This is a genomic window from Brucella pseudogrignonensis, from assembly GCF_002252525.1.
Classification (GTDB): domain Bacteria; phylum Pseudomonadota; class Alphaproteobacteria; order Rhizobiales; family Rhizobiaceae; genus Brucella; species Brucella pseudogrignonensis.
Window position 1 is genome coordinate 73,658 of sequence record NZ_NNRM01000020.1, and the last position, 16,291, is coordinate 89,948.

A 16,291-nucleotide genomic window follows, 5' to 3' on the forward strand; every position below is an offset into this window, starting at 1 on the left:
CCTCATTTCTCTCTTATTGCGGCACGATCCACGGAGACAGCTTTGACGAGCGCCACGACCTGATCGCCCACTGCAAGGCCCAGATCATCGACCGAACGCCGCGTCAGTCGCGCACCCAGACGCCGCCCCTGAAAGTCGAGCGCGACGTGAGCATTCGGCCCTTCTCCCGCTTCAATCGCCACAATGGAAACCGGCAGCACGTTGCGGATACTGATCGCATCAGGTGCCTTGCGCGCAATGGAGACATCGCGTGCGCGAACCCGAAGGCGCACATGCATGTTCTGTTTAAGCCCGGCATCGCTGAGCTGGAATGTCGTCCCGCCAAGATCGATTTCGGCAAGCTTGTAGCGCTCATCATAAGCTGAAACCGAGCCTTCAAGCAGCACGCCAGCGCCCTCGCCGTCCCCATCAATCAGCGGGAAAATCTCGGCAGCTTCGCCACTGGCTTTCACCTTGCCGCCCGATAGCAGAACGATTTCATCGGCAAGCCGCGCAACCTCGTCAATCTCGTGGCTGACATAGACGATCGGCACATGGCTTTCATCACGAAGCCGCTCGATAAATGGTAAAATCTCCTGCCTTCGTGCATGATCCAGCGAGGACAGCGGCTCATCCAGCAGCAAAAGTGCCGGATCAGACAAAAGCGCACGACCAATGGCCACACGCTGGCGTTCGCCGCCCGAAAGAGTTGCCGGACGACGATCCAAGAGGTGATCGATGCCAAGCAGCGCCACAACCTCGTCAAAGCTGCGGCTGTTCTGGCGTTTTCCGGCCCAGCGCGCATAAGTGAGGTTTCGCTTCACACTCATATGCGGAAACAGCCGCGCTTCCTGAAACACATAGCCGATACGGCGTTTTTCAGGTGGCAGGTTGATACCCTTTTCGGCATCGAATAGCGTGAAATCACCGACGGCGATGCGCCCGCTTTCCGGACGCAGTGTTCCGGCAATCATCTTGAGAAGCGTTGTTTTGCCAGCGCCCGAATGGCCAAACAGAGCCGTAACACCCCAACGGGCGGCAAAATCTGCTTCGACCGCGAATTTGCCATTGCGGCCAGCGACGGAAACTTCAAGACCGCTCATTTCGCTTCTCCCGCCAGCCTGCGCTGCAACCATTCAGACAACACCACGGCAGCAATGGAAATGGCTGCAGAAATCGCAATCAGACGGAAAGCTTCGGCGTCGCCTGTCGGCGTCTGCAAAAGCGCATAGATCGCCAGCGAAAGGGTCTGCGTTTCGCCCGGAATGTTGGAAACAAAGGTGATGGTCGCGCCGAACTCGCCGAGCGCCTTGGCAAAGCCAAGCACCGCACCCGCCAGAATGCCCGGCAGCAAGGGCGGCAAAATCACCGTGAAAAAAGCAATAAACCTGTTGGCGCCCAGCGTGCGCGCCGCTTCCTCAAGCCCACGATCAAGCCCTTCAATCGAAAGGCGAATAGGGCGAACAAGCAATGGAAACGCCATGACGCCTGCAGCAAGAGCTGCACCGGTCCAGCGGAAGGAGAAGGAAAGGCCAAGCCATTCCTGCAACGGCGCCCCAAGCGCACCACGCGATCCAAACAGGATCAGCAGAAGATAACCTGTCACCACCGGCGGCAGAACCAGCGGCATGGTGACAATAGCCTGTACCAGAGACTTGCCCGGAAAATTAAACCGGGCAAGAATCCACGCAACAAGAAAGGCAATTGGCAGAGCGACAACAATAGCGATCCCGGCAACCCGGAGCGACAGAGCAACAATCTGCCAGACATTGCCTTCCATCATTACTGAGCGGCCTCTGCAGCGCCTACAAAGCCCTTGTCCTTGATGATCGCCTGACCGGCATCGCTTTCAAGAAACGCAAGGAATGCCTTGGCAGCATCATTTTCGTTCTTTGCAATCAGTGCTGCAGGATAAAGGATCGGGGCGTGGCTCGAAGCCGGGAAGCGATAGGCTTCAACGAGTTCAGGCGCAGCCGCACGATCCGACGCATAGACGATTGCAGCCTTCACTTCGGCGCGGCTCACATATTGCAGTGCAACGCGCACGTTTTCGGTGAAAACGGCGTTCTTTTCGATGTCTTTCCAGATATCGAGCTTTTCAAGCGCTGCCTTGCCATATTTGCCAGCAGGAACGTTCGACGGATCACCCATTGCAAAACGACCAGCGCTGAGCAGTTCCTTGGCTTCACCCTTCGGCGTTTCCTTCTGCGTTGCAATCACCAGCGCGTTGCCCGCAATCACCTTGCGCGATGCCTTGTCGATCAGGTCGGCTTTCTCGACATAATCCATCCAATCGAGATCGGCAGAAATGAAAATCTGTGCCGGAGCACCCTGCTCGATCTGCTTTGCCAGAACCGAAGACGAAGCAAAGGAAGCCACAACTTCCGTGCCGTCCTTGGCCTTGATCTGCTTGGCGGCTTCCTCGATCACATCCTTCATGCTGGCTGCAGCAAAGACCGTGACCTTTTCGGCAGCATGAGCAACCGATGCAGCACCGGCTGCAACCGTAATAAGAAACGCAGCGATAAGTTTTTTCATTGTCGACCTCCATAGAGCCCGTATTTCGGGCAAACATCATCACACGCCGGAAAAAATCCGCCGCCGTTTGTTCGAGCATCAAGACCTGTCGAGATGCTCAACTTGCGATGATGGGTATGATGGAGGCAAACGCGACCCGGATGCCGTCAGACCCTTTTCACACGGGCGTCCATCCAAAAGCCGCCCAGAATTTCCGTAACGAATTCATATCGTTCCGAAAACATGGCCACCTTAAAGGGGAGTATTAGCTTTGGCTAGTGCTGATAAGAATGATGCGGCAAAAAGGGCCGCATCATCAAAGCGCATCCCGAAAAGTGTGAAGCGGTTTTCGGACTAAGATGCGCGTTCAAAAAAAGTTAGCGCCCGATGTGCTTGTGGCTTGAGCCACGAAGCTTGGCGAGCTTGACCTGCTTTTCGCGCTCCGCGAAACGAGCGCGATCTTCCGGCGTGCGTTCGTCATAACAACCAGCGCAGGAAATGCCTTCCTCGAAGAACTGCGAAAGCTTGTCTTCTGCAGTGATCGGACGGCGGCAGGCGCGGCAAAGCTCGATATCGCTTTCCGTTAGACCATGACCGATTGCCACGCGTTCATCGAACACGAAGCATTCGCCGTTCCACATGCTTTCTTCTTTTGGCACGTCTTCGAGATATTTCAGAATACCGCCCTTGAGGTGGAAAACATCATCAAAGCCGAGACCCTTGACGAAGGCGGTTGCCTTCTCGCAACGGATGCCACCCGTGCAGAACATGGCAATCTTCTTGCCTTCAAGCTTGTCGCGGTTCTGCTCCACCCATTCCGGAAATTCGCGGAATGTTTTGGTGTTCGGGTCAAGCGCGCCTTCGAAAGTACCAATGGCATATTCATAATCGTTGCGCGTATCGACAACGACCGTATTTTCATCGGCAATCAGCGCGTTCCAATCCTTGGGCGCAATATATGTGCCAACGCTTTTCAGCGGATCAATGCCATCAACGCCCATGGTGACGATTTCACGCTTCAAACGCACCTTCATGCGATAGAACGGCATTTCAGTCGCATTGGAATATTTGAGTTCCGGATTGGCAAGGCCGGGAACTGCAGTAATGTATTTTACGAGCTTTTCGATTGCTTCAGCAGAGCCTGCAACCGTGCCATTAATACCCTCTGCTGCAAGCAACAGCGTCCCCTTGATGCCATTCGTGCAGCAAAGTTCGGCCAGCGGCTCGCGCAGGCTTTCATATTGCGGCAGCGGCGCAAAGCAATAAAGGGCAGCAACAGTAAAAGGTAGATTGCTCATCGTTCGATCTCTTCCAAATTTCCTTCGAACTAGTCCTCGAACGCGGCAAATTCAAGTTATTTATCCCCCTCCTCTCAAGACAAGCGAAAATCCGGCTTCGATAAACGCGGTTTGCAAGAGGAGAAACCTGATGTTCGATACAGAAAGTTTTGCAGAAATCATCTCATTGGCAAGGCAAGCCGGAATTGATCCGGCAGCGCTTCTGGCTGTGGCTGAAGTGGAAAGTGGCGGTCGCGCGCTTTTCGACATTAATGGCAAAAAAGAACCGGCAATACGCTTTGAAGGCCATTATTTCGACCGCAGGCTTGCAGGCCGTATTCGTGATCAGGCGCGTCAAGCCGGATTATCGGCGCCGGAAGCAGGGCGCGTGCGCAATCCGAAGACCCAGCGCGAACGCTGGCTTTTGCTTGAGCGGGCCGTGTCTATCCATAAGAAGGCGGCGCTTGAATCCACCTCATGGGGACTTGGTCAGGTGATGGGCGCCCATTGGGAATGGCTGGGCTATAGCAGCATTGATGAACTGGTGGCGGAAGCGCGCAGTTCTGTCGGTGGACAGGTCAGACTGATGCTGAATTTCATCGACAAAGCCGGGTTGAAGACAGCACTGGAGCAGAAAGACTGGCGCAATTTCGCACGCCGCTACAACGGGCCAGCCTTCGCACGCAATCAATATGATAGCCGCATGGCCGCAGCCTTTGAACGCTGGAACCGCAGCATCAGTCATATACTGCAAGCGGCATAACGCTACCGCGCCGCACATCGGTGTTGATGTGCGCGGTAGACAAACAAGGCCATGCACTTTAAATCGATTTTTACACGCACACTCAAGCAGAAGAGCAAGCCCATGCCGCAGAAAACCGATCTTCTCGTTCCCGTCCTGCAAGGCCAACCAGTCATTCCCGTCTTGCTGATTGACAAGGTTGAACATGCGGTTCCGCTGGCACGCGCGCTGGCCAAGGGTGGATTGCCAGCAATCGAAATCACCCTGCGCACGGCTGCAGCACTCGACGCCATTCGCGCAGTCGCATCTGAAGTGCCCGAAGCAATCGTCGGTGCAGGCACCATTCTCAATGCAAAGCAATATGAGGAAGCAGCCAAGGCCGGTTCGCGCTTCATCGTAAGCCCAGGCGCGACGAAGTATATTCTCGCTGCAGCCGATGACAGTGATGTGCCTCTGCTGCCTGCGGCCATCACCCCGAGCGAAATGCTCGCCCTTCGCGAAGAAGGCTACACGCATCTCAAATTCTTCCCGGCAGAACAGGCAGGCGGCGCACCATTCCTGAAAGCCCTGTCCTCGCCACTGGCCGGTACAATCTTCTGCCCGACCGGCGGCATCAGCCTTGCCAATGCGAAGACCTATCTTTCGCTGCCAAATGTGGTCTGTGTCGGTGGCTCATGGGTTGCGCCGAAGGAAATGCTGGAAGCGGGCGACTGGGACGGTATCACCAAGCTTGCCGCGGAAGCCGCAGCCTTGAAGGGCTAAACGTTAAACAGCCAAATAAAAAAGGGGCCGTTACGGCCCCTTTTTTCTTATCTTGGTCTCGCGGACGATCAGTTCGTTTCGGTGAACTTCGCTACCGTCAGGAAGGTAACGGCATTGCCGCTGAACTTATTTGAGCGGTCGCTTGGCAGGTCGCCACGCTGGAAGCCAGCGGTATAGACCATTGCCGGCGCCGAACGCATTGCATCGTTGCGCAGAACCGGATTGGTTGCAGGCGCATTCTGCGCGACAGAATCTGTCGACATTGCAATGGTCGAGGTTGGCATCGCCGCCGGCTGCACGACAGCACCTGGACGAACGCTTGCTTTTGCAACGCGACGAGCACCCTTGGCAGTCGTTCGGACGCCGGTTGCTGCAGCATCACTTGCAGCAGCAATCTGCTGACGGGTTGGAGCCTTAACCTGCTTGGCAACGGAAGCTGTCTTCACCGGAGCAATCCGATCATGTGCAGCTTTTGCAGGAGCTGGAGCTTCTGGTGCAGCATTGGCTACAGGCTTCGTGTCAAAATCGTCATCTGGCGGTCCGATCAGCTCGCCAATCTCATCCTTGCGGGAAAGCATGGCAAGCTGTGTATCGTCGCGTGGGGCAGCCTTTGGTAGCGGGAATGCTGCTGTTTCACCCGGCTGCGGCACGCTTGCGCTCGCATCTGCGACAGCTGGAGCCGCGTCCTGCGGGTTGTTGACGAGCTGGGCAATCGCATCCTGCGGACGATCAGGCCGCGCCGAAGGGATCGCAGCAGAAACAAGCTGAACGCTATCGGCTGCCTGCTGGGGACGTGTCGATGGAATTGGAACAAAACCGTTCATCAGCGGCGAAGCACCTGCATCAGCAACTTGAGCCGTGTTTGCATCAACCGCGGCACGCGCCGCCGCAGCTGCTGCGTCACCAGTCTGTTCAGCGGCAGCAAGGGCTACAGCATCCTGAGGAGCGGTCGCTGGCTTGCGCGCTGGAATTGGCACATTGAGCGCTGCCATTGGCACTTCTTCAGCCTGCGGCGCTTCAACCGCAGCTTCCGGACGTGGCGCCTGCATCGGCACCGGCGCATCGCGGGCTGGCAGAGCTGCAACCATGGTTTCAGCCTGTGGCGTCTGTACTGGTGCGGCAGGTGCCGGAGCCTGACGTGCAGGAACGGCGCGGGCTGGACGGGCCGCAGCTGGCGCTACATCGCCATTATCTTCTTCTTCGTCAGCACCGCCGCCACCAAAGAGCGCGCCGAACAGCGTCTTGCTCTTACGTGGTGCCGAGTTGCTGGCCATCATGACGTTGCCGCCACTGGCTTTCTGCCTTTCAATCATCGCAAGTGCCTGCTCATAGCCCGGCAATGGCTTGCCGTCGGCTGGAATGTGAGCAGTCTTACCATCCGGGAACAGCGCTAACAGCTCGCGGCGGCTCATGCGTGGCCACGAGCGGACATTGCCAACATCCATATGGGTGAAAGGCGAGCCGGAACGTGGGTAATAGCCTACACCGCCGACCTGATAACGCATACCAATGGCACGCAGCTTTGCAAGCGGAACACCCGGAATGAAAAAGTCCATCGCGCGGCCAAGCGTGTGCTGGCTCTTCTTGGCCACACCGCTGGTCTTGGAGCGCAGCATGTTATTGGTTGCAGGGGAACGATAGGCGGAAACAACGGTGATATACTGATTTGAACCAGTCGAACGATAGACCTGCCAAACCAGATCGAACAGGCGCGGGTCCATCTTGGTTGGCTCGTTGCGACGCCAGTCACGCAGGAAGACGTTCAGCTTCTTCAGACCATCAGGCAGGAAGCGACCATTCTTCTTGAAGGTGATTTCGGCCTTCTCGCCGGTGTGAACATAATAAAGCTTGAGCGTGCGCGTTTCGGCGGATGCCTGCGCCGGTGCGAATGCAGTCACGACCGCCGCTGCAACCAGAGAGGCGGAAACAGAAGAACGAACCTTAAATACGGAAGCAGACAATCCAGTCCAGACTTTCGCAAAGCGCGCTTTAATGGTCGATATGCTGCTCATTGAATTATATCGCCTTACCGTGTTGTCCGCCCTAAGGGCCGTATCAGAGATCGTAGAAACGAATATGCGTGAGCCCTGATTGTCGGATTTAATGGTTAATGGACGCTTAGTGAACAACAAATGAGGAAACACCATGGCAAAAAAGACACACAGACGCATCTATTTTCGTCATGGTAAAAAAATTATTAACAATCTTCCGCGATGCTAACATTCTGGCAACACCAACAGGTACTGCTTCATAAATTACTAAATTTCAATAAGTTAAAGAGTTTTAGCGGCTCGCAAACCGGCCGGATTGGGCATCAAAATGGTCATCTGCGTCGTCGCGACCCTTGCCAGCTATTGACGCCACATCGATGCCATATTCCTTCAATTTTCGGTACAGCGTGGTCCGACCGATGCCTAAACGGCGCGCGACCTCACTGATTTGGCCATCGTAATGCGCAATTGCGAAGCGGATCATCTCTTCTTCTGTCGCAGCAAGCGTACGAACTTCGCCGTCCCGTGTCGTGCCGCTGATCGCGCCCGAACTTGATATTTCGCTGTTCTGAAGCGACGTTCCACCGTCCGTAGACTGTCCACGAACAATACCTGTATCGAGACCCATATGTCGGAAATGTCGAACCGTTAATGCATGTTCATCGCACAGAAGTACGGCATGATAAATTGCATTTTTCAGTTCCCGCACATTGCCGGGCCAATCGTAGGTCTTCAGCCCCTCAAGTGCATAGGGTGTGATGCCCGTAATATGCCCCAGCCGTTCTTCGCTGGCAAAATGCATCAGAAACTGATGCGCGAGGATTGGAATATCCTCAATGCGATTTCGCAACGACGGCATCTCAATCGAAAACGATGAAATGAGATGATAAAGCCCGGGATGAAACCGGCCCATATGCACAAGCTCGGCCAAGGAATGACTGTTTGAAGCAATGACGCGTGTGTTGGCCAAAAGATCGGCACTTTCACCAGCGGTCACATATTGCGAGGCTTGCATGAGTTCAAAGAGACGAAGCTGCGTGCGATAAGGCAGCGCGCTGATCTCATCAAAGAACAAAGTTCCGTTCTGCGCCTCTGCGATTTTACCCGCAATCTGGATTGGCGTCTCAACGGAATTGATTGGTCTTGCTCCTGAATGCCCGAACAGCAGTCGGTCGGCATTGCTTTTTGCAAGAGAACGGCAATCGATGGCGACAAATGGGCCCTGCCAACGTGTTCCACCACTGCTGATAGCCCGCGCCAGAGTTTCCTTGCCTGTACCGACCTCACCTTCGATGAGCAATGGCGTATCAAGCGGCGTCACACGACGCGCCAGCATGGCCACTTTCTCCATTTCCGGGCTCTTCGTCACCATATCGGAAAGCAGAATATGTGATTTCTGCGAGGAACGCGTGCGCTTGAGTTCCTGTGTCAGCGAATCGAGTTTGAAAGCATTGGCAACCGATACCTGCATTCGCTCGAACACGACGGGCTTGGTCATAAAGTCGACGGCGCCCAGTCTGATAGCCTGCATGGCTTTTTCGAGGTCGTCGTTCTGCACCAACACGATAACGGGAATATTGATGCCCGCTTCACGCATTTTTGTAAGGACAGCGCAGCCATCCATGTCTGGCATGGTCAGATCGAGAAGTATAAGCGCAATGTCCTTGCGGGTGCTGATGAAACCGAATGCATTCGTGCCACCATCTGCAAGAATGGTCCTATGCCCCATGCGCAGCACAGCCGTTTCAAGGCTGCGGCGTTGTATCGGATCATCATCAGCTATAAGAATACGCGTACTCATGGGTGCTTCACTACCAGTGGTATATGTCTCGGAACATCCCAATATCTAGTATGTGTCATATTTCGGGCGCGTCATTTGGAGCATCGTTCCTTATGAAAGCAAGCCCTCATGCATACACATTTACGCATCATCCTCAGGATAGTTCTGTGATCCAGGATAGCGCCTTGCCCCTTGGCGTCTTGAAAAAGACATGCGAGAAGAGGGCAACAGGAGAATGCTATGACCTTTGCCATGAACCGTTTTTCAAAGTCTGTCACGCTCGACACCACGCCTCATATGCCAGCCGGTGATACCGGAGCGGCCGCGAAGGCTGACCTTGGAAAGCTGCCCGAGTGGAACCTGGCTGACCTCTACCCCTCTGCCGAGAGCGCTGAACTGAAAGCCGATCTCGAAAAGGCGGCAAAGGATGCAGCCGATTTTGAAACCCGCTGGAAGGGCAAACTCGGTGAAGAAGCGGCAAAGGCCAATGGCGGAAATTTTGCTGATGCGATCAAGGAATATGAGGGTCTAAGCGAACTCATGGGCCGCATCGCTTCCTTCGCGGGCCTTTATTACTACGGCGACACCACCGATTCCAAGCGCATGAAATTGTTCGGTGATGTGCAGCAGAAACTGACTGACGCCAACACGCCACTCATTTTCTTCAGCCTCGAAATCAACCGCATCGATGACGACGTGCTTGAAAAGGCGATGGCGTCCAATCCGGCGATCGGCCACTACCGCCCATGGCTGGAAGATTTGCGCCTCGACAAGCCATATGAGCTTGACGACAAACTGGAACAGCTTTTCCACGAAAAGTCGATCACCGGCTACAGCGCCTGGAACCGCCTGTTTGATGAAACCATGTCGAGCCTGCGTTTTGAGATCGATGGCGAAGAATTGGCCATCGAGCAGACGCTCAACATGCTGCAGGACGCAGATGGTGCCGTGCGCAAAAAGGCATCGGAAGCACTTGCCAAGACTTTCGGCGCAAACCTGCGCACTTTCACGCTGATTACCAATACGCTGGCCAAGGACAAGGAAATCTCCGACCGCTGGCGTGGTTTTCAGGACATTGCCGACAGCCGCCATCTTGCCAATCGCGTTGAACGTGAAGTTGTCGATGCGCTCAGCAGTGCCGTCGAAGCAGCCTATCCGCGTATTTCGCACCGCTATTATGCGTTGAAAGCCAAGTGGCTCGGCTTTGAAAAGCTGGAGAACTGGGATCGCAATGCGCCGCTGCCGGAAACACCGCAGGCGCTGATCTCGTGGGATGAGGCGCGCGAAACCGTGCTTTCCGCCTATGGCAACTTCGCGCCTGAAATGGCCGAAATCGCCAAGAAGTTCTTTGACAAGAACTGGATTGACGCGCCGGTGCGTCCGGGCAAGGCGCCGGGCGCTTTTGCGCATCCAACCGTGCCTTCCGCCCATCCTTATGTGCTGCTCAACTATATGGGCAAGCCGCGCGATGTGATGACGCTTGCGCACGAGCTTGGCCATGGCGTGCATCAGGTGCTGGCCGGCGAACAGGGTGCGCTGATGGCATCCACGCCACTCACACTGGCGGAAACGGCTTCCGTTTTTGGTGAGATGCTCACGTTCCGCTCGCTGCTTGAACGCACCACCAACAAGCGCGAACGCAAGGCCATGCTGGCTCAGAAGGCCGAGGACATGATCAATACGGTCGTGCGCCAGATCGCTTTCTACCAGTTCGAGCGTCGTGTTCACACCGAGCGCCGCGAAGGCGAACTGACATCAGAGCGTATCGGCGAAATCTGGATGGACGTGCAACGCGAAAGCCTTGGCGATGCGGTCAATCTCAATCCGGGTTACGAAACCTTCTGGACCTATATTCCGCACTTCATCCATTCGCCGTTCTACGTCTATGCCTATGCTTTCGGCGATTGTCTGGTAAACTCGCTTTATGCCGTCTACCAGAACTCGGAAAAAGGCTTCCAGCAGAAGTATTTCGACATGCTGAAAGCGGGTGGCACCAAGCACCACAAGGAACTGTTGGCGCCATTTGGCCTTGATGCAACTGATCCGGATTTCTGGAGCAAGGGCCTGTCGGTGGTGGAAGGCATCATCGACGAACTCGAAGCCATGGAAGACTGAGCAAATTCGTGACCCACAAGGGTTTGAATAGGGGTTTGAATAAGCCGCAAATCCTTTTTCGGGATGACAAGGCGGGCCGCGATGTTTTATTCGCGGCTCCGTCTTCGATTATCCGTGCCGATACGCCAGATACGTTCGAAGCAGCATGGGAGGCCATGCAACGCGCCCACGAAGCGGGCAAATGGCTTGCAGGCTATCTCTCCTATGAGGCGGGCTATCTTCTTGAACCCAAACTGAAAGAGCTTCTGCCGGAAAATCGCAAAGCGCCGCTTTTATGCTTTGGTGTCTTCGATGGCCCATCAGACGAAGCCTTGCACACGCGCAGCGATGACAACATCGCCTACCTGCGTGAACCGGTCGCCCAATGGTCGCTTGAAGATTACCAGCCGAAGTTTGCACGCCTTCACCAGCATCTGCGCGAAGGCGATTGCTATCAGGGCAATCTGACCTTTCCGGTTCATGCTGAATGGGACGGCGATCCGCTCGTGCTGTTCAACACGCTCGCAAAGCGTCAGCCTGTTCGCTATGCGACCTATTGCGATCTCGGTGGCCCGATCATCCTGTCGCGTTCGCCGGAACTCTTCTTTGAAGTGGATGGCGAAGGCTTTATCGAAACCCATCCGATGAAGGGCACCATGCCGCGCGGTGCCACCCCTTTTGAGGATGAGGCGAACCGCCAGTTTTTGATGAACGACCCCAAAAATCAGGCGGAAAACCGCATGATTGTTGATCTCCTGCGCAATGACATTTCGCTGGTCAGCGAAGTCGGATCGCTCGATGTGCCTGAAATTTTCCGGGTCGAAACTTACCCAACCGTTCACCAGATGATCAGCCGCGTGCGTGCAAAGCTTAAAGACAATCTGCCGCTGCGCGCAATTTTTGCGGCACTTTTTCCATGCGGTTCCATTACCGGCGCGCCGAAAATCAGCGCGATGGAAATCCTGCGCAGGCTGGAAACCGGCCCGCGCGATATCTATTGCGGCTCGTTTGGCTGGATCGAGCCGGGTGGACGTATGCGGTTCAATGTTGCCATCCGCACGATCTCGCTTCTTGAGCAAAATCGTGCAATCTTCAATGTCGGGGGCGGTGTGGTCTTCGATTCCACAGCGCAAGCGGAGTATGAGGAATGTCTTCTGAAAGCACGGTTCGCGACGGGACAGCGACCAGCCATGCGGACCCAGACTATCAGCTGATCGAGACCATGCGCTGGGAGCCTCTTTCGGGTATCCTGCGTTGCGATCTTCATATGGCGCGGCTGGAAAACTCCGCGAGAGAGCTTGGCTTCCGTTACAACATGGAAACGGTGCATAAGAAGATCGCCGAGATCAGCGCAGGGGACAGCCCTCTCAAACTGCGCCTGACCCTTGCTCCAGACGGTCTCGTCGAGATTGCGGCTTTTCCTTATGAGCCGTTTCAGCCACAGACTGTCTGGCGCATCGCAGTGGCTGAAACGCGTCTGAAGCACGATGATGCCTTGCTGCGCCACAAGACCACGCGGCGTCAGGCCTATATTTCGGCCCGTGAGGAATATTCGTCAGCCGAGGTGGATGAAGTCATTCTGCTCAACGAACGTGGCGAAGTGTGCGAAGGCACCATCACATCGATTTTCCTCGATATTGGCGGCACTACCTGTGTCACCCCTGCCCTTTCCTGTGGCCTGCTCGATGGTGTTCTGCGGCGCGAACTTCTGAACAACAGCGTGGTTCAGGAAGGCGTTGTGACAGTGGATGATCTTAGCCGCGCGCGCAACATTCTTGTCGGCAATTCCTTGCGTGGAATGATCCGTGCTCAGCTGGTTACGATATAAATTCATTAAACACGTATTCATGTCATAGGGTTGTGACGTTTCTTTCTTTCTATGAACCTGTGCTATCGTTGCGAAATTAGCAGTTCTTAAAACAGGGAACTGTGCAACGCTGTAGCTTTACAGCAGGAGAGAGAAAGAAAATGGCGAAAGCGAAATGGCCAGTCTATGGCGAAATTACCGGCTCTGTCATCATGATCGGCTTTGGCTCGATCGGGCGCGGTACCCTGCCACTGATCGAACGCCATTTCAAATTCGATAAATCCCGTCTGGTCGTCATTGATCCATCTGAGAAGAACCGCAAGATCCTGGATGACAAGGGTATCCGCTTCATCAAGGACGCGATCACCAAGGACAATTACAAGAAGATTCTTGGGCCTCTGATCAAGGAAGGCGAAGGCCAGCCTTTCATCGTCAATCTGTCGGTTGACACCGGATCGCTCGATCTGATGCGCTACAGCCGCGAACAGGGCGCACTCTATATTGATACGGTTGTCGAGCCATGGCTTGGTTTCTATTTTGACACTGAAGCAGACAATGCTTCGCGCACCAATTATGCGCTGCGCGAGACCGTTCGCGCTGAAAAGAAAAAAAATCCGGGTGGCCCGACCGCTGTTTCCTGCTGTGGAGCAAATCCCGGCATGGTGTCGTGGTTTGTGAAAAAAGCGCTCGTTGATCTCGCAGGCGAACTCAAGCTTGAGTTTGAAGAACCAGCAGCCGATGACCGTCAGGGCTGGGCAAAGCTTATGAAGAAAGCCGGCGTGAAGGGTGTTCATATCGCTGAACGCGACACCCAGCGCGCCAAGGAGCCGAAGCCGTTCGACACCTTCTGGAACACATGGTCGGTGGAAGGCTTCATTGCTGAAGGCTTGCAGCCTGCCGAGCTCGGCTGGGGCACTCATGAAAACTGGAAGCCTAAAAACGCCCGCAAGCAGAAGAAGGGCAACAAGGCTGCGATCTTTCTTGAACAGCCCGGCGGCAATACCCGCATTCGCACCTGGTGCCCGACCCATGGCGCGCAATACGGCCTGCTTGTAACCCACAATGAAGCAATTTCGATTGCCGACTTCTTCACTGTGCGCAGCAAGAAGGGCAAGCTCGAATATCGCCCGACCTGTAACTACGCCTATCATCCGAGCAATGTCGCCATTCTCTCGCTTGACGAAATGTTTGGCGGCAGCGGACGTGCGCAGGCGGTTCAGCATGTGCTGGAAGAAGACGAAATTCTCGACGGCTCGGATGAGCTGGGCGTCCTGCTCTATGGTCACGACAAAAACGCCTATTGGTATGGCTCGCAGCTGAGCGTCGAAGAAGCCCGCAAACTCGCGCCTTATCAGAACGCAACGGGCTTGCAGGTTTCGTCTTCAGTTCTGGCGGGCATGGTCTGGGTTTTGGAAAATCCTGAAAGCGGCATCGTCGAAACCGACGAAATGGACTATCGCCGCTGCCTTGAAGTACAGCTGCCATATTTGGGACCGGTCAAGGGCTATTATACCGACTGGAACCCGCTGGAAGGCCGTGGCGTCCTGTTCGAAGAAGACCTCGACACCAAAGACCCTTGGCAATTCCGTAACATTCTGGTGCGCTAAAACGAACCGGGTTGCCCAGCCTTTGCCGGGCAATTTCGATTGCGGCAGTTTCGCAACATTTTGGCTATCGTCGTCAAAGGGGCTTGTAATCGTGTAAATTTCCATACATCACACGAGAAACACTCTTATGGAGAAAATGGACATGAAACGCTTCCGCATCATTGGCTCTACGGCAATCGTATCGCTCGCGCTTGCAGGTTGTGTGGCAACCGGCCCTGGCGGTGGTGGCAATGTCCCTGTCGTCAATCGTGCGCCATCCGGTATCGACGGTGCCTGGGTTGATCCGAACGGTATCGTTTCATCCTTCAATGGCGGCATTTTCGAAACCCGCTCGACCGACACCAACGAGAAGCTCGCAGAAGGTAACTATCGTTACCAGTCACCACAGCTTGTCGAAATCGACATGCGTTCGATCGTGCGTGGCACGTCGTCCCGCGTAAACTGCGCCCTCGTTGCACAGAACCAGCTGAACTGCACCTCATCCGCCGGATCGCGTTTCTCGCTGACCCGTCGCGGCTAAAACCTTCTGATTACCCGTTCCAGACGGCATACGCTTTTAGCGTGTGCCGTTTTTTTATGTGATACTTCCGTAATCTTCAGACAATTCAACTGCCTTAGTCATTGTTAGGATTGTAATTTGCCTTTTTTTCTCTAGTTTTCCGGCAAAGCAGGAGTCGGAATATGAGTGAGACGGATAAAGTGATCGCCACCCCAGCCAGCCATGCTGTAAAGCAACCCAAAGTCGGTGTCTTGCTTGTTAATCTCGGCACGCCGGACGGCACAAGCTATGCCCCGATGCGCCGTTATCTGGCCGAGTTTCTCTCGGATCGCCGCGTGATCGAATGGCCGCGTCTTTTCTGGTATCCGATCCTTTATGGCATTGTGCTCAACACGCGCCCGAAGCGTTCCGGCGCACTTTACGACCGCATCTGGAACCACGAGAAAAATGAATCGCCACTGCGCACCTTTACCCGCGCGCAGGGTGAGAAGCTTGCGGTCGCGCTGAAAGATCATCCGAATGTCATCGTAGACTGGGCCATGCGCTATGGTCAGCCTTCGATTGAGGAAGTGACGGATCGGCTGCTGAAACAGGGCTGCGAACGCATCGTGATGTTCCCGCTCTATCCGCAATATTCGGCAACGACCACCGCTACCGTAAATGACAAATTCTTTGAAGTGCTGATGAAAAAGCGTTTCATGCCAGCGGTCCGTACGATCCCTTCCTATGAAGTGGAGCCGGTCTATATCGAGGCGCTCGCGCAGTCGATTGAGAAACATCTGGCAACGCTTGATTTCAAGCCGGAAGTGATCCTCGCTTCGTATCACGGAATCCCGAAAAGCTATTCTGACAAAGGCGATCCGTATCGCGCACAATGCCTTGAAACTTCACGGCTTTTGCGCGCGCGCCTCGGCATGGACGACAAGCAGTTCCGCTCGACTTTCCAGTCGCGTTTCGGACCGGAAGAATGGTTGCAGCCATACACCGACGAAACTCTTGTAGAACTGGCAAAGCAGGGCATAAAATCCGTTGCCGTTCTCAATCCGGGCTTCGTGGTGGATTGTCTGGAAACGGTCGATGAAATTGGCCACGAAGCGGCAGAAGAGTTTCATGACGCTGGCGGCGAGAATTTCAGCCATATACCATGCCTCAACGATAGCGAAGAAGGCATGAAGGTTATCGAAACACTCGTCCGTCGCGAATTGCAGGGTTGGGTTTGATCTGAGGGGTTTGAAT

General features: G+C 54.8%; 14 protein-coding genes. 8 read left to right on the top strand and 6 right to left on the bottom strand.

Annotated features, from left to right (window positions below; translation table 11 throughout):
- Window positions 1–2 precede the first annotated feature (2 nt).
- The 4 genes from modC to trhO form a co-directional block, all read right to left on the bottom strand.
- Window positions 3–1,082, bottom strand: coding sequence for a molybdenum ABC transporter ATP-binding protein (modC, locus tag CEV34_RS11440; RefSeq protein WP_007877117.1), 1,080 nt, complete (start codon window positions 1,080–1,082; stop codon window positions 3–5).
- A complete protein-coding gene (modB, locus tag CEV34_RS11445) occupies window positions 1,079–1,762 on the bottom strand; it encodes a molybdate ABC transporter permease subunit (protein ID WP_007877118.1) in 684 nt (227 codons plus the stop codon). Before modB ends, modC begins: the two co-directional genes overlap by 4 nt.
- Window positions 1,762–2,517, bottom strand: coding sequence for a molybdate ABC transporter substrate-binding protein (gene modA / locus CEV34_RS11450; protein WP_064321403.1), 756 nt, complete (start codon window positions 2,515–2,517; stop codon window positions 1,762–1,764). The genes modB and modA overlap by 1 nt, the downstream gene beginning before the upstream one ends.
- A 356-nt stretch (window positions 2,518–2,873) precedes the next feature.
- Window positions 2,874–3,794 carry an oxygen-dependent tRNA uridine(34) hydroxylase TrhO gene (trhO, locus tag CEV34_RS11455; RefSeq protein ID WP_007877122.1) on the bottom strand — a complete coding sequence of 307 codons (921 nt, stop codon included), beginning with the start codon at window positions 3,792–3,794 and terminating at the stop codon, window positions 2,874–2,876.
- Window positions 3,795–3,924: 130 nt separating this feature from the next.
- On the opposite strand from trhO, the gene CEV34_RS11460 reads away from it, so the two are divergent.
- Together CEV34_RS11460 and CEV34_RS11465 are read left to right on the top strand one after the other, a co-directional pair.
- Entirely contained in the window at window positions 3,925–4,536 is a 612-nt protein-coding gene (locus tag CEV34_RS11460; RefSeq protein WP_007877124.1) for an N-acetylmuramidase family protein, read from the top strand.
- A 102-nt stretch (window positions 4,537–4,638) separates the two neighbouring features.
- Entirely contained in the window at window positions 4,639–5,277 is a 639-nt protein-coding gene (locus CEV34_RS11465) for a 2-dehydro-3-deoxy-phosphogluconate aldolase (RefSeq protein ID WP_007877126.1), read from the top strand.
- A gap of 68 nt (window positions 5,278–5,345) precedes the next feature.
- On the opposite strand, the gene CEV34_RS11470 is transcribed toward CEV34_RS11465, so the two are convergent.
- Both CEV34_RS11470 and CEV34_RS11475 read right to left on the bottom strand, forming a co-directional pair.
- Complete coding sequence (locus CEV34_RS11470) at window positions 5,346–7,289, bottom strand: DUF882 domain-containing protein (protein ID WP_094543638.1); 1,944 nt, start codon at window positions 7,287–7,289, stop codon at window positions 5,346–5,348.
- Between the two features lie 271 nt (window positions 7,290–7,560).
- The gene (locus tag CEV34_RS11475; RefSeq protein ID WP_007877130.1) at window positions 7,561–9,069 is read right to left on the bottom strand and encodes a sigma-54-dependent transcriptional regulator; all 1,509 of its coding nucleotides are present in this window, start codon (window positions 9,067–9,069) and stop codon (window positions 7,561–7,563) included.
- 219 nt (window positions 9,070–9,288) lie between these two features.
- Between CEV34_RS11475 and CEV34_RS11480 the strand changes: the two genes are divergently transcribed.
- The 6 genes from CEV34_RS11480 (at window position 9,289) to hemH (ending at window position 16,275) form a co-directional block, all read left to right on the top strand.
- Complete coding sequence (locus CEV34_RS11480; RefSeq protein ID WP_007877131.1) at window positions 9,289–11,163, top strand: M3 family oligoendopeptidase; 1,875 nt, start codon at window positions 9,289–9,291, stop codon at window positions 11,161–11,163.
- A gap of 23 nt (window positions 11,164–11,186) precedes the next feature.
- Window positions 11,187–12,356 carry an aminodeoxychorismate synthase component I gene (locus tag CEV34_RS11485; protein WP_039860278.1) on the top strand — a complete coding sequence of 390 codons (1,170 nt, stop codon included), beginning with the start codon at window positions 11,187–11,189 and terminating at the stop codon, window positions 12,354–12,356.
- The gene (locus CEV34_RS11490) at window positions 12,290–12,970 is read left to right on the top strand and encodes an aminotransferase class IV family protein (protein WP_007877137.1); all 681 of its coding nucleotides are present in this window, start codon (window positions 12,290–12,292) and stop codon (window positions 12,968–12,970) included. Before CEV34_RS11485 ends, CEV34_RS11490 begins: the two co-directional genes overlap by 67 nt.
- Window positions 12,971–13,110: 140 nt before the next feature.
- Window positions 13,111–14,556 carry a homospermidine synthase gene (locus CEV34_RS11495; RefSeq protein ID WP_094543639.1) on the top strand — a complete coding sequence of 482 codons (1,446 nt, stop codon included), beginning with the start codon at window positions 13,111–13,113 and terminating at the stop codon, window positions 14,554–14,556.
- Between the two features lie 142 nt (window positions 14,557–14,698).
- Window positions 14,699–15,076: an outer membrane lipoprotein Omp10 gene (omp10, locus tag CEV34_RS11500; RefSeq protein WP_007877140.1), complete on the top strand. Its 378-nt coding sequence runs from the start codon at window positions 14,699–14,701 to the stop codon at window positions 15,074–15,076.
- Between the two features lie 161 nt (window positions 15,077–15,237).
- A complete protein-coding gene (gene hemH / locus CEV34_RS11505; RefSeq protein ID WP_007877142.1) occupies window positions 15,238–16,275 on the top strand; it encodes a ferrochelatase in 1,038 nt (345 codons plus the stop codon).
- Window positions 16,276–16,291: the final 16 nt, after the last annotated feature.